The 19170-nt window shown below is 69.3% G+C and carries 17 protein-coding genes; 11 read left to right on the forward strand and 6 right to left on the reverse strand.

Features of this window, described 5'->3' with window-relative positions; all coding sequences use genetic code 11:
* Positions 1-347: 347 nt before the first annotated feature.
* The 7 genes from ACIOEW_RS35195 to ACIOEW_RS35225 all read left to right on the forward strand — a co-directional run bounded on the left by ACIOEW_RS35195 (position 348) and on the right by ACIOEW_RS35225 (position 10430).
* Positions 348-2024, forward strand: coding sequence for a hypothetical protein (locus ACIOEW_RS35195; protein ID WP_401969052.1), 1677 nt, complete (start codon positions 348-350; stop codon positions 2022-2024).
* Between the two features lie 271 nt (positions 2025-2295).
* Positions 2296-2559 (forward strand): hypothetical protein, encoded by a 264-nt coding sequence (locus ACIOEW_RS35200; RefSeq protein WP_362551919.1) that lies wholly within the window; start codon positions 2296-2298, stop codon positions 2557-2559.
* Complete coding sequence (locus ACIOEW_RS35205; protein WP_401969054.1) at positions 2556-4442, forward strand: alpha/beta hydrolase; 1887 nt, start codon at positions 2556-2558, stop codon at positions 4440-4442. The genes ACIOEW_RS35200 and ACIOEW_RS35205 overlap by 4 nt, the downstream gene beginning before the upstream one ends.
* Positions 4443-5276: 834 nt before the next feature.
* The gene (locus ACIOEW_RS35210; RefSeq protein ID WP_401969056.1) at positions 5277-7619 is read left to right on the forward strand and encodes an alpha/beta hydrolase; all 2343 of its coding nucleotides are present in this window, start codon (positions 5277-5279) and stop codon (positions 7617-7619) included.
* Positions 7616-8230, forward strand: a complete 615-nt coding sequence (locus ACIOEW_RS35215) for a hypothetical protein (RefSeq protein WP_362551931.1) — start codon at positions 7616-7618, stop codon at positions 8228-8230. The genes ACIOEW_RS35210 and ACIOEW_RS35215 overlap by 4 nt, the downstream gene beginning before the upstream one ends.
* Positions 8231-8436: 206 nt before the next feature.
* Entirely contained in the window at positions 8437-9429 is a 993-nt protein-coding gene (locus tag ACIOEW_RS35220) for a bifunctional lytic transglycosylase/C40 family peptidase (protein ID WP_362551933.1), read from the forward strand.
* 269 nt (positions 9430-9698) lie between these two features.
* Positions 9699-10430: a phosphatase PAP2 family protein gene (locus ACIOEW_RS35225; protein ID WP_362551936.1), complete on the forward strand. Its 732-nt coding sequence runs from the start codon at positions 9699-9701 to the stop codon at positions 10428-10430.
* Positions 10431-10620: 190 nt separating this feature from the next.
* Here the strand turns inward: ACIOEW_RS35225 and ACIOEW_RS35230 are convergent, their stop codons facing one another.
* Together ACIOEW_RS35230 and ACIOEW_RS35235 are read right to left on the reverse strand one after the other, a co-directional pair.
* Positions 10621-12216 (reverse strand): FAD-binding oxidoreductase, encoded by a 1596-nt coding sequence (locus ACIOEW_RS35230; RefSeq protein ID WP_401969059.1) that lies wholly within the window; start codon positions 12214-12216, stop codon positions 10621-10623.
* Positions 12217-12265: 49 nt separating this feature from the next.
* Positions 12266-12454, reverse strand: coding sequence for a hypothetical protein (locus ACIOEW_RS35235; RefSeq protein WP_362551942.1), 189 nt, complete (start codon positions 12452-12454; stop codon positions 12266-12268).
* Between the two features lie 131 nt (positions 12455-12585).
* Between ACIOEW_RS35235 and ACIOEW_RS35240 the strand changes: the two genes are divergently transcribed.
* Together ACIOEW_RS35240 and ACIOEW_RS35245 are read left to right on the forward strand one after the other, a co-directional pair.
* Positions 12586-13476, forward strand: coding sequence for a hypothetical protein (locus ACIOEW_RS35240; RefSeq protein WP_362551945.1), 891 nt, complete (start codon positions 12586-12588; stop codon positions 13474-13476).
* A gap of 132 nt (positions 13477-13608) precedes the next feature.
* On the forward strand, positions 13609-13803 hold the full coding sequence (locus tag ACIOEW_RS35245; protein WP_351000474.1) for a hypothetical protein: 195 nt from the start codon (positions 13609-13611) through the stop codon (positions 13801-13803).
* 85 nt (positions 13804-13888) lie between these two features.
* Here ACIOEW_RS35245 and ACIOEW_RS35250 read toward each other — a convergent pair whose 3' ends face one another.
* Positions 13889-14284 carry a metal-sensitive transcriptional regulator gene (locus tag ACIOEW_RS35250; RefSeq protein WP_362551948.1) on the reverse strand — a complete coding sequence of 132 codons (396 nt, stop codon included), beginning with the start codon at positions 14282-14284 and terminating at the stop codon, positions 13889-13891.
* A gap of 200 nt (positions 14285-14484) precedes the next feature.
* Here ACIOEW_RS35250 and ACIOEW_RS35255 point away from each other — a divergent pair, with 200 nt between their 5' ends.
* On the forward strand, positions 14485-15105 hold the full coding sequence (locus ACIOEW_RS35255; RefSeq protein ID WP_148019498.1) for a DUF47 domain-containing protein: 621 nt from the start codon (positions 14485-14487) through the stop codon (positions 15103-15105).
* 5 nt (positions 15106-15110) lie between these two features.
* Complete coding sequence (locus ACIOEW_RS35260) at positions 15111-16109, forward strand: inorganic phosphate transporter (protein ID WP_362551951.1); 999 nt, start codon at positions 15111-15113, stop codon at positions 16107-16109.
* 122 nt (positions 16110-16231) lie between these two features.
* On the opposite strand, the gene pstB is transcribed toward ACIOEW_RS35260, so the two are convergent.
* From pstB to pstC, 3 genes are read right to left on the reverse strand one after another with little or no spacing between them, the layout of a single operon-like run.
* Positions 16232-17008, reverse strand: coding sequence for a phosphate ABC transporter ATP-binding protein PstB (gene pstB, locus ACIOEW_RS35265; RefSeq protein WP_362551954.1), 777 nt, complete (start codon positions 17006-17008; stop codon positions 16232-16234).
* A 24-nt stretch (positions 17009-17032) separates the two neighbouring features.
* Positions 17033-18115: a phosphate ABC transporter permease PstA gene (gene pstA / locus ACIOEW_RS35270; protein ID WP_401969063.1), complete on the reverse strand. Its 1083-nt coding sequence runs from the start codon at positions 18113-18115 to the stop codon at positions 17033-17035.
* Complete coding sequence (pstC, locus tag ACIOEW_RS35275; protein ID WP_401969064.1) at positions 18112-19104, reverse strand: phosphate ABC transporter permease subunit PstC; 993 nt, start codon at positions 19102-19104, stop codon at positions 18112-18114. Before pstC ends, pstA begins: the two co-directional genes overlap by 4 nt.
* Between the last annotated feature and the right edge of the window lie 66 nt (positions 19105-19170).

A 19170-nucleotide genomic window follows, 5' to 3' on the forward strand; every position in this document is an offset into this window, starting at 1 on the left:
GTACCCCCTTCGCGCGGGCGACCGTTGGCGGTACCCACCCTTCGCGCGGGTGCCCGGCGACGGCGGCGACGGCGGGCGACGGCGACGGTGAAATCCGTTGGTGCTGTGGGCCGGGCTCCTGCCAGACTCCGCCGCATGACTCATGGAATCGAGAACCACCCCGCCCGTTGAGCGCCCCGGAAGAGCGTGATGCGCTCACCTCCCGGCCGCCCTCGTTGTACTCGTACGCTCTGCGCCTGCAACGCGCGGAGCCCGATGGGTGGCCCTCCGAGAGGGGTTTCGCGCTGCCCGGTCCCTCCGTGCCGGGACGCAGGTTCGGCCGAAGCTGGCGTGAGGCCCGAGCGGCCGTGGCGGACCTGCTGAAACCGCTGCTCGTCGACCCCGATGCTGTCCGGGCCGCCGCGGAGACCGAACTACGGCTCGCCGTGATGGAGCCCGCGGTGAGGGACAACCAGCTGCTCTTCGCTGTACGTGACGTGGTGCTGGAGGACGAGAAGCGGGCGCGTGCGCTCGGGCGGTGCCTCACACGTACGGGTAGCAGCCCTGCGGCCGTCTGCGTCGGCCTCGCTCTGCTGGCCCGCCTCGGTGAGCCGGCGGATGTGCCGTACCTCAAGGCCCTCGGCGGCTTGCGCGACTTCGTGAGCCCGGCCGTGTACGCGCTCGACACCATCGACCGGCAGGCCGGGGCCCTGGTGTGGCTGGGGCATCACGCTGAGGGGCCGGAGCTGCGAGGGCTGGTCGCCGCTCTTGCGGCGGAGGACGGCATCGCTGTGCGCAGAGGACTGGCGGCGGTTCCCCGGGATCCCGGCGTCGTGCGGCCCGAGACTGCGCGCAGGATCGTGGAGGCGGTGCGGCCGGCCGGCCTTCTGGATGAGGAAGGGATGGAACTGCCCTTACTGCGCGCAGAGTTGGTCGCGCTCACCGGATGGCTGCTGTTCCGTGCGACGAGCCTGCGCGACGACAAGGCCGAGATCCTCCACTGCTCGGAGGCCGTCAGGACGTACGAGGCGTTCGTTGCGTCCGCCGGAGCGCTGGAGCCCACGCTCGACCACTACGGGTTGCTGCTCTCCGCCGCGTTCGAGTTGCACAGTGGGCCGAGCCGGTTGCACGACTGGGGTCCGGGCCGGCGTGAGGCGTTGCTGGCGGAGCTGGAGTCCGTACTGAACCGGCCCGCGTGGCAAGGGGTGCTGGAACCGGGCGCCGAGCCCGGGGAGGGCGCGGACAGGGGCGAGCGCAGGCGGTTCGACTGGGCCCGGCGCAACGCGCGGCAGCCGTTCCGCGGTGCGGTGGGGGCGGTGGAAGCGGTGGGGGCGGTGGAAGCGGTGCGTGCGGTGGAACCCCTCGGTCGTGTGGATCCCATGGGACCGTTGCTGCGGATCGAGACCGTCGTGCGTGATCCGGTCGATTCCGACATGGTCGAGGTCCGCATGCTGGTCGACGGCCGGCCTCTGGTGCCGGAGGTGTTCGGCCGGGGGCCCGCGCACAGCCCGGAATGGCTTCTGGACAGCGGCCGGCTGCGGGCGACGGAGAAGCCACGGGAGGTCCAGCTCGCGGAGGCGTACTGCACGGAGGGCTGCTGCGGTGCGCTGCACGTCACGATCCGGCGGGACGGCGCCCAGGTCGTCTGGTCCGACTGGCGCTGCCCGCCGCCGCCGGCCTCCCCGCTGTATGTGCGTGAGATCCCGGAACTCCGCTTCGACGGAGCTGCCTACGACGCGGAGATCACCCGTGCCGAGAACGACTACGCGTGGACGTGGCCGGCCCGCGAGGCAGCCCGGCTGATAGCCGCCGGGCTGCGTGACCGGCCGGATCTGCTCACGCGCTGGAACATGCAACTGGGCTGGGCCGGTACGGACTTCAGGGACCCGGACCGTACGGCGCTGTGCCTGAGGTACGAGGGGGCGGAAGGTTCCCCGCAAGACCTCATGTGGCACATCCCGGAGGACGGCACCCCGCCCGGGACCCGCGCGGCCGACGCGTTGCGCCGACTGGCCACGGTGGACCCGAGGACGTACGGGGCGTAGCACCTGGTCCACCGTTCGGGTGATCTCCGTCGGGAGGCCATGCGTTGGGAGGCCCGGGGAGCGGGGGACCGGGACGCTCCCCGGGCGTCCGGGCGCGGCGTGTCGCGGCTGCCGGGTTTGGCACAGTGCCGCTCCACGATCAAGGAACGGGGTGAGCGGTGTGCGGCAGAGGCTGAGCGATCTGGCGGGTGGCGGGGGCGGTCCCGCCGGTGGGGACCAGCTGAGGCACAGCGACGGGGCGTGGCTGAGGGCGGCCGGAGGAGCGGAGGGGATGGGGGTGCACCTCGGGCCGGTCAGGACGGAGTTGGCGACCGCGCACGAAGGACTGCTCGCGGGGACCGTCGGCCTGAACGCGCTGGCCGAGCTGGGTTCCGTGCGCGAGTCGTGGGAGCGGCGCTTCGAGACCGCGCGCCGGGAGTGCGGGTCCCTGGCCGGCAGCCTGCGGGCCGTCGCCAGGGCCCAGGCCGAGACGAACGAGACTGTGAAGTCGTCCTTCGCACCCGTGGCGAGGCGGACGCGGGGAGTCGAGCGATGACGGCGACGGCCTCCCGGCTGACCTGGGCCCAGTTACGGGACCTGAAGTGCGCCGAGCTGGAGGGTGCGGCCGACGGCTGGGGCAAGGCCAGCAATCGGGCCGACGCAGGGCGCGACCGGATCGAGAAGCAGCTGCTGACCGGTTTGCGTGAGACCCAGCAGGGCGCGGCGGCGGACGCGGCGGTGGGGAGGCTGCGGCGGATGAGCCGGAACCTTCAGTACGTCTACACGGAGTGCGGCCTGGTCCGCACGGCGCTGAACAGCCTCGCGCACGAGATGAAGGCCCAGCAGCGGGTGTTGCGGGAGGCGTTGGACGATGCGGAGGCGCTGAGGTTCACGGTGCACGCGGACGGTTCGGTGACGTACCCGGAGGCGGGGGAGGGCCTGATCGACGGGAAGCCGTTGGTGGGCGGGACCGCGTCGGTGGGGACGTCACCGGGACTGTTGCCGCCGTCGGGGCTGGTGGCCCCGAACCCCAACGTGGCCAAGGCGCAGGACATTGCGGACCGGGTGGCGAAGGCGGTGCGGACGGCGGCCGAGATCGACTGGAGGTTCGCCCGGATCCTGCGGAAGCTGAAGGCCGAGGAGGGCCTGAAGGTCCCGGACCGGACGTGGACGGACGCGGCGGGCGATGCGGCGGCGGTCCGGGACGCGGCGCGGGGGTACCTGAAGTCGGGCATCCCGCACGAGGCGAGTCCGGCGGCGCGGCGGGAGTGGTGGGCGGGCCTGACGGACGAACAGCGCGAGGAGTACCTCGCGGTGTACCCGGACCAGATCGGCAACCTGGACGGCATCCCGGCCCTGGTCCGCGACACGGCGAACCGGGACAACCTGCAGCTGCTGATCGGCAAGTTGGAGGGGCAGGACGGTGAGCGGGCGGAGACGCAGTTGGCGGGGCTGCGGGAGATCGACCGGCAGCTGCAGGCGGGTCGGCAGCCGCCGATGTACTTGCTCGGAATCGGCGATGAGGGGAACGGGCGCGCGATCGTTTCTTACGGCAATCCGGATACGGCGCGGAATGTTTCGGCTTATGTTCCGGGGTTGAATACGTCGTTGGATGAGGATTTTGCGCGAAATGATCTCAAGCGGGCCCGGGATACCGCTATCGGGGCGAAGGAGATGGACCCTAATTCCTCGACTGCCTCGATTGTTTGGCTTGGCTATGACGCTCCCCAAACATCGGCTGATGATCCCATGGGGAATTTGGATGTAATGGGCGAGGCGAACGCAAGAGCCGGTGCTGCTTCCTACAACAAATTCATGGCCGGGGTTGCTGCGACAAATGAACATGGAGACCCCCACGTGACAGCAATTGGGCACTCCTACGGTTCGCTGACAGTAGGCCTCGCTGCTCAGCAGAGAGGTGGCATTCCCGGAGCGGACGATGTGGTTCTGGTCGGGAGCCCAGGAACGGGTGCTAGTTCTGCGGAGCAGCTCGGCGTCGGTAAGGAGCACGTATTCGTGGGAGCAGCCGAGAATGACCCCGTGACCAAGTTGCCTAACAGTCGAGAGGCAAGTGGTCTGGGGACTGGGGCCGCAGGCGGGGCGTCAGCCGGATTTGCATTGGGGCTGGGTGCGGGGCCTCTGGGGGCAGTTGTTGGTGGCGCGGTCGGAGGCGTCGCTGGCGGGGTGGCGGGGTATGCGGCTCAGGATGCCCAGAGCGAGGAAAGTGACGTTTGGTTTGGTACTGATCCCGCGCATCGTGATTTCGGTGCCGATCGGTTCGCTGTCAGCGATGGACCTCGGCTGCTGGAGCGGGGCCATAGTCCCACTGAGGCGCACTCAAACTATTTCGACCCGGCCAAGGATCAGGTTTCTTCAGACAACATTGCGAGAATCGTGGCAGGGAAGTCAGGAGAGATCGAACGGGAGCGCCCCAGGTGAAGCTCAAAATGGTTGCTGCGTCAGTTGCTGTACTTTTTCTTTCGGGCTGCGCTTCGGCGAGAGATGTTCAGGTTCAAAATAGCGGAGGGAGTCGCAGCGGAATGAACATGCAGGAAGCTGCGGATCGAGCGGACGAGATCCTCGATAGGACGTTTTCAGGGATCAAACCGTCGGTTCACTGGGTGCACGGCGAGTCGACAGAAGGGAGCTGTGACGTGTCTCGCAGGAGGGCAGTTACTACTGTGATTTCCGAGAAGCGCAGAGGGAGCTTCCTGGGTGTGGTGGAACGCGAATGGAAGGAAGCTGGATTCCGTCAGATTGGAGTCAATGCGAACTCGGTAAGCCCGGCAACCTACTTTGAGACGCCGGATGGGTTTCGAGTAAGACTCCTCATTGGCGGAGGTGGGCAAGCCTTCTTCGAGGCGGCTACGCCTTGTGTGGATCGGTCCTCGGTCTCTGCGCCTGCACCGTTGCCCGGTATGGCGGAGCACGTGGGCGAGCCGGTGCCGGCCCCCAACGTCCACTCCGACTTCTGGTCCGCCGGGGCCCCCTGACGTCGCGTCCCTGCCCCCAATGACCGTAACGGCACAGTCCGTGGGGGTAAGGGAGGGTCGGGTGAGCGGAGGTTGAGTCCGGCTTTGGGCCCTGGGGCCTATGCCGGGCCCCGCAGTGTTGTGGTCGCATACGGATACCGGGGGAACCGTTGCTGCGCCTGCTCACAAAGCTGGGAGACCCGTCGTGTCTGGCATAAGAGAAGCGTTACCGGGTGGTGCTGACGTATGCGCCCCCGAAGTCAGTCAGGGCAGGCAGTCGCTGTCGCGCCCCTTGCAGGTCGTGCTGGTTCTCGTCCGATTGCTCTTTGTCGTCACGATCGTGGGTGCGTTCCACGCGCTGCTCGTGGCCTCGTCGGTCGACGCGGCGGACGGTCGGCTGCTTGGCATGGTGCTGTACACCATGCTGCCCGGCATCGCCGGGTTCGTGTTGTCGCTGTATGTGCGGACCGGTGGCGTCCAGGTCTGGCGCGGGCTGCTCGCCGTGCACGGCTGGCTCGCGCTCGGTGCGCTGGCAGCGCTCAGCGATGCAGGCAGCAACCGGGGCATAACGCCACTGGTTCTGCCTGTCGTCGTTCTCGTTTTGCTGTGCCGGCCCACAGCGCGCGGATGGTTCAGGCTCGCGCCCGAACAGCGCGCTGAGCACCGTCCGTTCAGTTTCCCCCGGATGCTCAAATGGCGTTTGGACACCGGGCAGTCCGCGCTGGAGTACGTGGGCCTGATCCTTGTGGTCGCGGCCCTCGTCGGTGGGCTTCTCATCACAGGGATGGGTGGGCAGATAGCCGGCCGATTCGGCAATGCCATCTGTCAGGTGACCGGCGGTTCCTGCTCGTCCTCCGGATCCGTTGCCGACGGCCGCAACAGCGGAAAGGGAAGCGGCAACGGCAGCGGTGCCAGTTCCGGGGCCGGGTTCGAAGGCGCCACCGTGGCCGGGGGAACTGACTCGGGCGGGTCTGACGCGACCGGTGGCAGCGGCTCCGATGGCAACGGCAACGGCAACGGCGCGGGCGGAAGTGGGTCTGGCGGTAGCGGAGCCGGCGGCAACGGCTCCGGCGGCTCCGGGACCGGTGGCAGCGGTGCCGGTGGGGCCGGGGCTTCCGGTGGCTCCGATACCGCCGGTGCGGTCGGTGGCGGTTCAGATCGAACCGGCGGTTCTTCTTCAGTGGTCGACGCGGGTAGACAACCTTCGACCACGGGTTCCACCGGCGGCTCGGACGGCAACTTCTTCACCGGCCTCGTGGGCGGCGACGGTCTGGTGGGTGATGTCACCGGGGCCATCGACACGATCGCGCACCCCGTCGACACCGCCAGGGGCGTCGTCGACCAGTACGGCCAGGCCGCGAGCAAGGGCGGCGGCAAGTGGGACAAGGGCCAGTACGTGGCCGCTGCGTGGGACGTGGCCAAGGGGCCCGGTGGGGTCGGTGGCGCGCTCACCGGTCTGCCCGGGTCGGGTACGCGCGTCGAGTCGGCGGTACGGGACGCGGAGCGGCAGTACCTCAACGACCGCATCCCGACCGGGTCCAGCGCCGCCGGCCGGAAGGCGTGGTGGGACGGGCTGACGCAGCAGCAGCGCGATCGGTACCTGGAGCTCTCCCCGGACCGGATCGGCGGTCTGGACGGCATACCGGTGGCGGACCGGGACACGGCCAACCGCCGGAACCTTCCGGACCTGATCTCGGACCTGGAGGGCCGGAGCGACAAGAAGTCGAAGGAACAGCTGGCCGGTCTCCGCGAGATCGACCGGCAGTTGAAGGAGGGCAGCCAGCCGCCGATGTACCTCATCGGCGTCAGCGACGAGGGCAACGGGCGGGCGATCGTCGCCTACGGGAACCCCGACACCTCGCAGAACGTGTCGGCGTACGTTCCGGGACTGAACACCTCTCTCGACGAGGAGTTCGCGAAGAACGACCTCAAGCGCGCGCGTGACACGGCGATCGGCGCCCAGGGCTACGACCCGTCGAGCGCGGCGATCGTCTGGCTCGGGTACGACGCTCCGCAGTCTCCGGACGGGTGGCAGAGCCTGGCCGTCGCGGGCACCGGCCGGGCGGAGAAGGGCGGCGCGGCCTACGACGACTTCATGGGCGGCATCGCGGCCACCAATCAGAACAAGGATCCGCACCTCACGGCGATCGGGCACTCCTACGGTTCCCGGACCGTCGGAGCAGCGACCCAGCGCCTCGGCGGAATCCCGGGGGTGGACGACATCATCCTGGTCGGCAGCCCCGGGGTGGGTGTGGACCAGGCCGTGGACCTCGGGGTCGGTGCCGCACACGTCTACGTCGGAGCGGCAGCCAACGACCCGGTGACCAAGCTCCCGTCCAAGACGCAGACGGTCGTGGGTTCGCTCGGGATGATTCTCGGCGGGCCGGCCGGTGCGTACCTGGCAGGGGACCTGGCCGATCCGGGCGACGACGATCTCTGGTTCGGCAAGGACCCGGCGAGCAAGGCCTTCGGGGCCGTACGGTTCCCCGTGGCCCCGGGCCAGCCACTCGTGAGCGGTGACGGTCTGAGCTTCGACGCACACTCGAACTACTTCAACCCGGCACGGGACGCCATGTCCGCCGACGCCATTGCTCTTATCGTGTCGGGACACTCTGACCGGCTCAAGATGGAGGAACAGCGATGAGCCGAAGGTTCCAGATCGTCGTCGTGGCTCTGGTTGTCGGGTTCACGCTGTCCGCCTGCGGCAGTGAGAAGGGCCCGTCGGGGACGAACGCGGGCACCACCGTCACCGAGAGCCCCAAGGACACCAAAGGCACCAAAGGCACCAAGGGGAACAGCATGGACATGCAGGAGGCCGCCCAGCGGGCCGACGGCATGCTCGACGCCGTACTGAAGAAGATCGACCCGGCGGTGCAGTGGGCCCACGGGCCGACGACCAAGGGCAGCTGCGATGTGACCCGCAGACGAACCGTCATGACCATCGTGTCCGCGGAGCGCCGGGTGAGCTTCCTGGACCAGGTCGAGAAGTTCTGGCGGACGAGCGACTACCGCATCAAGGCGAAGAACGACGATGCGGTGTTCCCGGCGGTCTACGCGGTGACGAAGGACGGTTTCGGCATCAGTGTCAGCGTCCGGGCCAAGGGGCAGGTCTTCTTCGAAGCGGACACTCCGTGTGTGAAGGAGTCGAAGGTCGCCGACGCCGCGTCCAAGCCGAACGGGCCGGACTACCAAGGTGTCTACCCGCTCCCCAGCCCCAATGTCCGGTCCGACTACTGGTCGGTCGGGGCGGCCTGAGGGTAGGTCAGTGCGCCGGGTGCCCGTCCCCGCGCCCCCGGCGCATCGGACGCCAGGCCCGGCGCACCCGGCGCGCCGGGCCGGGTGCCCGTGCACCGGAATGGCCGGGGTGTGACCCCAATGCCCCGCACGACTCGTACACACCGTCGAAAACACCCATGAACCCTTTCCCGATGGGGGATGGTTGAGGGGTGCGGAAATACTGGATGGCAGGTGGGATCGGCGTCGGCGTCGCCATGTGCTTCGTGGCGCTGCTCGTCGTCGGTACCTACTCCGCCGCCGCCGGCCTCGGTGGCGGCGGGGGTGGAGCCGTGGCGCTGGCCAAGGGGGCCGTGCCGGCCAAGTACCAGCCCCTTGTGCAGAAGTGGGGCAACCTCTGCCCGGCCATCAACCCCGCCCTCCTCGCCGCCCAGCTCTACCAGGAGAGCGGGTGGAACCCGCGCGCGCAGAGCCCGGCCGCGGCTCAGGGCATCGCACAGTTCATCCCGGGAACCTGGGCCTCGCACGGGGTCGACGGGGACAAGGACGGTGACCGGGACGTCTGGGACCCCGCCGACGCGATTCCGTCCGCGGCTTCGTACGACTGTGAGCTCGCCGGGTATGTGAAGAAGGTCCCCGGGGACCCGACGGACAACATGCTGGCCGCCTACAACGCGGGTGCGTACCGGGTCATCAAGTCCGGTGGGGTTCCCGCCATCGCGGAGACGCAGAACTACGTCAAGATCATCCGCTCCCTGGAGAAGAGCTTCGCCCGGCCCGTCGGGCGGGTGCAGCCCTCCCAACAGGCCGCGGGCGCCATCTACTTCGCCCAGAAGAAGCTCGGTACGAAGTACCTGTGGGGCGGCAACGGCACCGCGGAGCAGGGCGGGCGGTTCGACTGTTCGGGGCTGACCCAGGCCGCGTACCGGACCGTCGACATCGAGCTGCCCCGTGTGGCGAACGACCAGTACAACGCCGGTCCGCACCCCTCGCGCGACGAGTTGCTCCCCGGGGACCTGGTGTTCTTCTCCGACGACCTGGCCAACTCGCGGGCCATTCACCACGTCGGCCTGTACGTCGGGGGCGGGTACATGATCAACGCTCCGTACACCGGTGCCGTCATCCGGTTCGACAAGATCGACACGCCCGACTACTTCGGTGCGACACGCGTCACGAAGGACGGGGCCGCCGCGCTTCCGACCGCCCGGCCGGCGGCATGACCCCCGGGCGCCGGTGGCCGGAACTCTCCGTGAAGCCTGGGCCCTGAGCTGCGACGATGAGTCACTCTTCGATAACGTCATGGTGATCATTCGGTGGAGAGTGGAACGTACGCACAGGACGCGTCGTTCTCTGGTTGGACCGGGGCCGCAGCCATTGACCTAGCGTCGCCCCGACGCACGTAAGTGATCGAACCGAATACGGGGGTTCGTCATAGCGGCACACAGGGGTGTGTGCCGCAGCAGCAGACAAGGCAAGGGGCCGCAGGCAGATGGCTGGACTCGCACTGGATGGGTCGAACCCCGATGTCAGCCTGCTCTACGACATCAACGGGCTCGCGAAGTCCGCTCCCACGTGGTTCGACCGGGTCATGGAGTTCGTCGGTGAGTACGGGATCATGCTCGGCATGGTCCTGGTGGTCCTGTGGTGCTGGTGGAGTGTCCGCCGGCGCGGCACGGCCGAGGACTCGGTGACCGCTGTCGCCGGGCTCGTCTGGGCGCCTCTCGCGGCCGGGATCGCCCTGCTGATCAACATTCCGATCCGTGGATTCGTGGAACGGCCGAGGCCGTTCAAGGATCACCAGGGGCTGGACGTCCTGGTGGACGGGAAGAACGACTTCTCCTTCGTCAGCGATCACGCCACCATGGCGATGGCCCTCGGCGTCGGGCTCTTCGTGGCGAACCGGAAGTTCGGCATCGCGGCGATCGCGCTCGCCCTGCTGGAGGGCTTCTGCCGGATCTACATGGGCGTTCACTACCCGACCGATGTCATCGGCGGCTTCGCGCTCGGCACGGCTGCCGCGTTGCTGCTCGCGCCGCTCGCGATGATGCTGCTGACCCCGCTGGTGGGTGCCGTCTCGCGGTCCGGCCGGCTGGGCAGGCTGGTCAGGTCGCGCAGCCCGCTCGCGGCGTCGGCCGACGGCAGCGGCGAGGCGCTCGGGATTCCGGAACCCCGCCCCGGGTCGGGCGGCGGCTCGGAGGGTGAGAAGGGGCTGGCCGCCTAGGCCGCGTCGGCGCGGCCGGACCACCCGGTGCAGGCCAGGCGCCTCCCGTGCAGGCCAAGGCATCCGGCCTCCGGCGCGACCTGCTGGCCAGGCGCCCCCGGTGCAGGCCGCGCCTCCCGTGCACGCCAGGCGCCTTCGGCGCGGCCGGCCTGTGCAGGTCAGGCGTGCCCCATGCGGCCGCCCGGGCCGGTCACAGGGATTGCGGGTACGTGAAGAATCCCTCCGGGTCGTAACTCTTCTTCACCTCGCCGAGGCGGGCGGCCGCCGGGCCGTAGTAGTCCTTGCGCCAGTCCGTCAGAGCCGGGTCCGTGTAGTTCTGGTACGCCGCCCCCGATGCGTAACGGCGCATCGCCGAGTGGGTGTCTTTCAGCCACTTCTGCTGAGCGGTGCCGGCCGTGCCCGGGCGCCAGGCGCCGATGTACTGGGCGAGCACCCGCGACCCGCGGTGGACGAACGCGGTGGCCTGCGGGTCGACCCGGTTGACCGCTCCGCCCAGGGCGGTGAGCGCGACGGAGCCGCCGCCGCCCTCGTCCGCGCCGATCCGGGTGAAGGCCTCGGTCCGGTCGAGCAGGGCCTGGACGCCCGCCGGCGGCAGCGAGCGGTCGTAGAAGTCGGACGCCGCCGCGTAGGTCTCGCGCTGGAGCGAACCCTGCGGACTGCGGCCCGGTGTGGTGCCGGGCAGGTGGCACTGGGCGTCGGTGATGCCCGAGCAGCCCGCGTACACGAGCATCGCCTCCTGGTAGCTGCGGCGGCGCAGCGAGACCGAGGACGCGGAGGCGCCGATCCGGTCGGCGAGGCGGTCGACCGCGTTCTGCAGATCGCCGTACGTGCCGAGGCTGAACGCCGAGACCGACACGGTCGGGTTGCCGCCGCCCGGCCCCGCCGCGACGTGTGCGGCGGACCAGATCTCGTCCGGCTGGTCCGGGCCCCACTCCTGCCAGGCCGTCACCACCGCCCGGGCGCGCGACCAGGGCCAGGACATGTACGCGGAGACGGTCTGCGGGGCGGGACGGGTACGGAAGCGGAGTTCGGTGACGACCCCGAAGTTGCCGTTGCCCGCGCCGCGCAGCGCCCAGAAAAGGTCCGGGTGGTGGGTGGCGTCAGCGGTGAGCGTCCTGCCGTCGGCGGTGACGATCGTCGCGGCGGTGAGGCTGTCGCAGGTGAGGCCGTACGCGCGCGAGGCGACGCCGTGGCCGCCGCCGAGGGTCAGGCCGGAGATGCCGACCGTGGGGCAGGAGCCGCCGGGGATCGTCAGGCCGTGTGCGGCGAGGCCCTGGTAGACGTCGAGGAGCCGGGCGCCCGCGCCGATCGTGCCGTCCCGGTCGACGCTGTTGAGCGACGAGACGTCAATGACCAGCCGCCCGTTGCCACTGGACCAGCCGGCGTAGGAGTGTCCGCCGCTGCGGATGGCGACGGGCACGGAGCTGCGGCGGGCGAACGCCAGGCACTCGCGGATGTCGGCCTCGTGCCGGACATAGGCGACGGCGGCCGGTTTCTGGTCGTCGTAACGGGTGTTGTAGAGCTGACGGGCGGTCTGATAGGCCGCGTCGTCGGGGCGTACGAGGGAACCGGCGAGGCTCTTGCCCAGGGCCGGCCAGTCCGCCGGAACGGAGGGCGAGGCCGCTGAGGGTGTGGCGGGGGATGCGGCGGTGGCCGCCGACGTGGCCGGGGTGGGGCCTCCGGCGGGTGTGCCGGGGCCGGCGCTGTCGCACGCGGTGGCGGCGGCGCCCGTGAGTACGGCCGCGGCGCCGGCGGTCAGTACGGTGCGCCGGTTCGGCAGGGTCATCGGACCTCCGGGGTGGGGGGAGAGGACGAGGACAGGCGGAAGGGGGTGGTCAGGCCGCTGTCGTGCGGTGGTCCCTGGCGTCCGTGCGGGCCAGGTCGCGGGAGCGGCGGGCCGGTCCCGACCAGCCGCAACTGCAGCGGGCGGTGCAGAACGAGCCGCGTTCGACGGTGGTGGCTTCATGGGCGGTCCGGCCCGGTGGGACGGCCGGCGGGACCTCGGCGGTGTGTTGGTCGTACACGTGCCCACGGTACTGGGCGGGGCCCTCCGATGGTGAGGGGTGTGCGAGCGGCGTGACGGGGGGCAGGGGCTGTCGTTATGCGGAGCGGGTGGGGGCACGGGCAGGCGGTCGGCGTTGGGGGTTGGCAGGCGATGGTGGTGCAGCAGCACAGGTCCGGAGGCGGGACGCGCGCTGTGTGCGCCCTCGCCGTGGTGGGCGTGATGGTGGCGGCCGCCGGGTGCGCGGTGGACGGCGGGGGCGGTGCCGCGGCCGATGACCGCTCCGGTCCCGCAGCCGTCGAAGCCGTGCGGCGGGCCGCGGCGGTGCTCGTGGGGACGGGGGCCACGCCGGGTGCCGGGGACCGGCCCGCGACCGGGAGCGCGGAGGTCGTCACGTCGATGGAGACGGCGGCCGGCGGCACCCGGGTGACGATCCGGGGCAAGGGGACGTACGACTTCCGTACCCAGTCCGGCCTCCTCAAGGTTGTGCTGCCGCAGGACGCGGCGGGCGAGGAGGAGCACCGGCCCATCACGGAACTGCTGGCCCCGGGCGCGCTCTACATGATGAACCGCGGCGCCGGGGTGCCCGCGGACAAATGGGTCAGGATCGACACGACGGCGCTGGCGGACGGCAATCTGGTGACCGGCGGCGTCACCGATCCGATGGCCGCGGCCGAACTGCTGAGCGGGGCGCGCACGGTGACGTACCTGGGAGAGACCGACCTGGCCGGGGTGACGGTGCGGCACTACCGGGGGACCACCGACATCGCACGGGCCGCGCACCGGGCCTCGGCTGCCTCGCGGGGTGCGCTGACGGCCGCCGCGAACGGGTTCCGCACGGACACGGTGCCGTTCGACGCGTATCTGGACGAGCAGGGCCGGCTGCGCAAGGTGCGGCACCGATTCAGCTTCACCAACGAGGGGCGGACGCGGGAGGTGGTGTCGACGACGCTGCTGTACGGGTTCGGGGTGGCGGTCTCCGTACCGCTGCCGGACGCGGGTGACATCTACACCGGAGAGATCGAACAGGGACGGCGCGAGTGACCGGCCGGGGCCCGTCGTTCCCAGCCCCTTCTAGGCATCTGGCGGTAGTGAAATGGTCCGTCCGTGCCATGCGCGGTGTGTGTCGCGATCCCTACCCTGGGAAGTCGGCGACGGCAGTGAGAGGTGAGTGACGTGGTGACGCTCAGCCCGCGGACCGTATCGGACCATGTGGCTCTCGCCGAGATCGAGCTGTGCGGGGAGCTGATGATCGCGGCGTCGGCGGCGATCGGGGAGCGGCTGAGCGCGGACCGTATCGACGAGGTGCTCGACGTCAAGGTGATCACCGAGCGCACCACCGTCCCCCGGCAGGCGGAACACCGGGGGTGACGGGGTGGTCGGCGGGTGTGGGGCGAGGCACTGATCGGGTGCGCAGCAGGATCCGGCCCGTCCTGCGGACGCGGTTCGAGCAGGATCAGGTGCGCAGCAGCCGGGCGATGGCCTTGGTGGCCTCCTCGACCTTCGCGTCGATCTCCTCGCCGCCCTTGACGGCGGCATCGGCGACGCAGTGGCGCAGGTGCTCCTCCAGGAGCTGGAGCGCGAAGGACTGGAGCGCCTTGGTGGACGCCGACACCTGGGTGAGTATGTCGATGCAGTAGACGTCCTCGTCGACCATGCGCTGCAGGCCGCGGATCTGGCCCTCGATGCGGCGCAGACGCTTGAGGTGCTCGGCCTTCTGGTGGTGGTAGCCGTGTATCCCACGGTCGTGGTCGGTCACGATCGCTTCGGTGGGAGCTGTGGCGTCGGCCGTGCCCGTGCCGTCCTCCGCGTCCGGCGCCCGATCCGCCTCGGTGGCCTCGGTGGTGGTCATTGCTGCCTCCCGTTTTCCCTTTACCCTGCCGTTTATATACCCCTGGTGGGTATATCCTAACGAATTCAGCTGAAACGTGACCGGGGCCCCGTGCTGATCACTGTGCCTGATGCGCGACACTGAAGAATGCCGGTTAGCCGTGGCCGGATGATGCGCCTAGCATCAGCCTGACCGAATCCAAAGCATCCCGAGGACCCCACGTGCGCTTTCGTCTGACCCCCAGGGAGACGAGCTTCTACGACATGTTCTCCGCATCCGCGGACAACATCGTCACGGGCTCGAAACTCCTGATGGAACTGCTCGGGGCGGATTCTGCCTCCCGAGTCGAGATCGCGGAGCGCATGCGGGCAGCGGAGCACGCGGGGGACGATGCCACCCACGCGATCTTCCACCAGCTGAACTCCTCATTCATTACGCCGTTCGACCGCGAGGACATCTACAACCTCGCCTCGTCGCTCGACGACATCATGGACTTCATGGAGGAGGCCGTCGACCTGGTCGTTCTGTACCAGGTCGATGAGCTCCCCAAGGGTGTCGAGCAGCAGGTCGAGGTGCTGGCACGGGCGGCGGAACTGACCGCCGCGGCCATGCCGAACCTACGGACCATGGACAACCTCACCGAGTACTGGATCGAGGTCAACCGCCTGGAGAACCAGGCCGACCAGATCCACCGCAAGCTGCTCGCCCAGCTCTTCAACGGCAAGTACGACGCCATAGAGGTACTGAAGCTGAAGCAGATCGTGGACGTGCTGGAAGAGGCTGCCGACGCGTTCGAGCACGTCGCGAACACGGTGGAGACCATCGCGGTCAAGGAGTCCTGAACCACGTGGACACCTTTGTGCTGGTCGTGACCATCGGCGTCGCGCTCGGCTTCACGTACACCAACGGCTTCCACGACTCGGCGAACGCGATCGCCACATCGGTCTCCACCCGGGCGCTGACCCCCCGTGCGGCCCTGGCCATGGCGGCGGTGATGAACCTCGCCGGTGCGTTCCTCGGCAGCGGCGTCGCCAAGACCGTCAGTGAGGGTCTGATCGCGACGCCCGAGGGCGACAAGGGGATGGGAATCCTCTTCGCCGCACTGGTCGGCGCGATCATCTGGAACCTGATCACCTGGTACTTCGGCCTGCCGTCGTCGTCCTCCCATGCCCTGTTCGGCGGCATGGTCGGCGCCGCGCTCGCGGGCGGGACGCTGGTGCACTGGAGCGGGGTGCTCGACAAGGTCGTCATCCCGATGTTCATCTCGCCGGTGATCGGCCTGGTGGTCGGCTACCTGGTGATGGTCGCCATCATGTGGATGTTCCGGAAGTCCAACCCGCACAAGGCCAAGCGCGGTTTCCGGATCGCGCAGACGGTCTCGGCCGCGGGCATGGCGCTCGGTCACGGTCTGCAGGACGCGCAGAAGACGATGGGCATCGTGGTGATGGCCCTGGTCATCTCCGGCCACGAGACGTACAGCGACCCGATCCCGGTCTGGGTGAAGCTCGTATGCGCGCTGATGCTGTCGCTGGGTACGTACGCCGGTGGCTGGCGCATCATGCGGACGCTCGGCCGGAAGATCATCGAGCTGGACCCGCCGCAGGGCTTCGCCGCGGAGACGACGGGTGCGTCGATCATGTTCGGTTCGGCGTTCCTGTTCCACGCGCCGATCTCGACGACGCATGTGATCACCTCGGCGATCATGGGTGTGGGCGCGACCAAGCGTGTGAACGCGGTGCGCTGGGGTGTCGCGAAGAACATCATCCTGGGCTGGTTCATCACGATGCCTGCCGCGGCGCTGGTTGCCGCGGCGAGCTACGGGATCGTCCTCCTGCTGTTCGGCTGACCGCCGGCCCGCCCACCGTACGAACGGGTCCGCCCCGCTCTCCGTGAGGAGAGCGGGGCGGACCCTTCGCCTTGTGGTGGCACCGCCATGCAGCACCCCAAGGCCGTCTGGGGAGGGACCGGTCAGCCGAAGCGGCCGGAGATGTAGTCCTCCGTGGCCTGGACCGAGGGGTTGGAGAAGATGCGCGCGGTCTCGTCGATCTCGACGAGCTTGCCGGGCATGCCGACCGCCGCGAGGTTGAAGAACGCCGTGCGGTCCGAGACCCGGGCCGCCTGCTGCATGTTGTGCGTCACTATGACGATCGTGAAGCGCTCCTTCAGCTCACCGATCAGGTCCTCGATGGCGAGGGTGGAGATCGGGTCCAGGGCGGAGCACGGCTCGTCCATCAGCAGGACGTCCGGCTCGACCGCGATGGCGCGGGCGATGCACAGGCGCTGCTGCTGACCGCCGGAGAGGCCGGAGCCGGGCTTGTTCAGCCGGTCCTTGACCTCGTTCCAGAGGTTCGCGCCGCGCAGCGACTTCTCCACGGTGTCGTTCAGGGCGCTCTTGCGGTACTTGCCGTTCAGCCGCAGGCCCGCGGCGACGTTGTCGAAGATCGACATGGTCGGGAACGGGTTCGGGCGCTGGAAGACCATGCCCACCGTGCGGCGCACGGTGACCGGGTCGACGTTCGATCCGTACAGGTTCTCGTCGTCCAGCAGCACCTTGCCCTCGACGCGGCCGCCGGGGGTGACCTCGTGCATCCGGTTCAGGGTGCGCAGGAAGGTGGACTTGCCGCAGCCGGACGGGCCGATGAAAGCGGTCACGGAGCGGGGTTCCACGGTCATGGAGATGTCGTCGATCGCCTTGTGGCTGCCGTAGAAGGCCGACAGGCCACTGATGTCGATGCGCTTGGCCATCTGAATCACTGCTTTCTGCTGGCCTCAGCGGCCGGTCTTCGGGGCCTTCCAGCGGGCGATGCCGCGGGCCACCAGATTGAGGATCATGACGAAGGCGATCAGGACCAGGGCAGCGGCCCAGGCGCGGTCGTAGGACGCGGCCTCGCCGATCTTGTACTGCTCGTAGATGTAGAACGGCAGTGACGACTGGGCGCCTTCGAAGGGGTTCGGGTTGATCAGCTGGCTGCCGAAGACCAGCAGGATGATCGGCGCGGTCTCGCCGGCGATGCGGGCGATGGCGAGCATGACGCCGGTGGCGATACCGCCGATCGCGGTCGGCAGGACCACCTTCAGGATGGTGCGCCACTTCGGGATGCCGAGGGCGAGGGAGGCCTCGCGGAGCTCGTTCGGTACGAGCTTCAGCATCTCCTCGGTGGAGCGGACCACGACCGGGAGCATCAGGATCGTCAGGGCCAGGGCGCCCATCAGGCCGGAGGGTTCCAGTCCCGCGATCAGCATGATCGAGAGGACGAACAGGCCGGCGACGATGGACGGGATGCCGGTCATCACATCGACGAAGAAGGTGACGGCCTTGGCGAGCGCGCCCTTGCCGTACTCCACCAGGTAGACCGCGGTGAGCAGGCCGAGCGGGGCGGAGATCAGCGTGGCGATGCCGACCTGCTCCAGGGTCCCGATCAGGGCGTGGTAGACGCCGCCACTGGCCTCGGGCCCGAGGACGCCGGCCATCGAGTGGGTCAGGAAGTAGCCGTCCAGTCGTTCCGAGCCGCGGCTGATGGTCGTCCAGAGCAGGGAGGCCAGCGGGACGACGGCGATCAGGAAGCAGACCCAGACGAGGCTGGTGGCGAGGCGGTCCTTGGCCTGGCGCCGGTTCTCCACGACGCTGGTCGCGACGTACGAGATCGTGAGGAAGAGCAGCGCGGAGAGCAGGCCCCACTGGACGCGGCTGTGCCAGCCGGCGGCCGCGCCGATGCCGACGCCGAGGGCGATCGACACGACGGCGAAGCCGAACGGGGCCAGGCGGGGCAGGGTCCGGCTGCTGAGGCTGCCCGTCGGCGCGGGCGGTGTGGGCGTCGGGCGGTCCTGGACGCTCGTGGATGCGTGGCTCATGCGTTGGCCCCCGAGTACTCCTTGCGGCGGGCGATGATGAGCCGCGCGGCGCCGTTGACCAGCAGGGTGAGGACGAAGAGGACCAGTCCGGAGGCGATCAGGGCGTCACGCCCGAACGCGTCGGCCTCGCCGAACTTCGCGGCGATGTTCTGGGCGAACGTCCCACCGCCCGGGTTGAGCACGTGCAGCGAGATGACGAAGCTCGGCGACAGGACCGTGGCGACGGCCATCGTCTCGCCGAGCGCACGGCCGAGGCCCAGCATCGAGGCGGAGATCACACCGGAGCGGCCGAACGGCAGCACCGAGAGGCGGATGACCTCCCAGCGGGTGGCGCCGAGCGCGAGCGCGGCCTCCTCGTTCATCCTCGGGACCTGGAGGAAGACCTCGCGGCTCACGCTGGTCACGATCGGCAGAATCATGATCGCGAGCAGGATGCCGACGGTGAAGAGCGAGCGGGCGACGCCGATCTCGGTCTTCTCGAAGAGGTACGTCCAGCCGAAGAACTGGTCGAGCCAGAGGTTCAGGCCCTCGAGATACGGCACGAGGACGAGCGCGCCCCAGATGCCGTAGACGATGCTGGGGACCGCGGCGAGCAGGTCGATGACGTACGCGATCGGACCGGCCAGCTTGCGCGGTGCGTAGTGCGAGATGAACAGGGCGATGCCGACAGCGATCGGAACCGCGATGACCATCGCGATGATCGAGCTGACGACGGTCCCGAAGAGCAGGACGGCGATGCCGAAGACGGGCGGGTTGCCGGCCGGGTTCCAGTCGAGGGTGGTGAGGAAGTTGCCTTCGTCCCCGGAGATGGCGATCGCGGCGCGGTAGCTGAGGAACACGGCGATGGACGCCATGATCACGAGCAGCAGGATGCCCGAGCCGCGGGAGAGGCCCAGGAAGATCTTGTCACCGGCGCGGCCGGTGGACCTGGCGCGGGTGCGCCTGCCCGGCGGGGCCGGTGGAATTTCTGTCTGTGTGGTGGAAGCCATGGTCTTTCCGGTCTGTGTGGGGGAGCTGGGGAGCTCCCCTGGCGGCGGTGCACCGGATGGGGCTGA

Origin of the sequence: Streptomyces sp. NPDC087901, assembly GCF_044742205.1 — a bacterium.
Classification (GTDB): domain Bacteria; phylum Actinomycetota; class Actinomycetes; order Streptomycetales; family Streptomycetaceae; genus Streptomyces.

Excerpts from the sequence above, each read along its gene's own strand:
- ACIOEW_RS35200 (WP_362551919.1), top strand. The coding sequence starts at position 2,296 with ATGGGGGTGCACCTCGGGCCGGTCAGGACGGAGTTGGCGACCGCGCAC.
- ACIOEW_RS35205 (WP_401969054.1), top strand. The coding sequence starts at position 2,556 with ATGACGGCGACGGCCTCCCGGCTGACCTGGGCCCAGTTACGGGACCTG.
- ACIOEW_RS35215 (WP_362551931.1), top strand. The coding sequence starts at position 7,616 with ATGAGCCGAAGGTTCCAGATCGTCGTCGTGGCTCTGGTTGTCGGGTTC.
- ACIOEW_RS35220 (WP_362551933.1), top strand. The coding sequence starts at position 8,437 with ATGGCAGGTGGGATCGGCGTCGGCGTCGCCATGTGCTTCGTGGCGCTG.
- ACIOEW_RS35225 (WP_362551936.1), top strand. The coding sequence starts at position 9,699 with ATGGCTGGACTCGCACTGGATGGGTCGAACCCCGATGTCAGCCTGCTC.
- ACIOEW_RS35230 (WP_401969059.1), bottom strand. The coding sequence starts at position 12,216 with ATGACCCTGCCGAACCGGCGCACCGTACTGACCGCCGGCGCCGCGGCC.
- ACIOEW_RS35240 (WP_362551945.1), top strand. The coding sequence starts at position 12,586 with ATGGTGGTGCAGCAGCACAGGTCCGGAGGCGGGACGCGCGCTGTGTGC.
- ACIOEW_RS35250 (WP_362551948.1), bottom strand. The coding sequence starts at position 14,284 with ATGACCACCACCGAGGCCACCGAGGCGGATCGGGCGCCGGACGCGGAG.
- pstB (WP_362551954.1), bottom strand. The coding sequence starts at position 17,008 with ATGGCCAAGCGCATCGACATCAGTGGCCTGTCGGCCTTCTACGGCAGC.
- pstA (WP_401969063.1), bottom strand. The coding sequence starts at position 18,115 with ATGAGCCACGCATCCACGAGCGTCCAGGACCGCCCGACGCCCACACCG.
- pstC (WP_401969064.1), bottom strand. The coding sequence starts at position 19,104 with ATGGCTTCCACCACACAGACAGAAATTCCACCGGCCCCGCCGGGCAGG.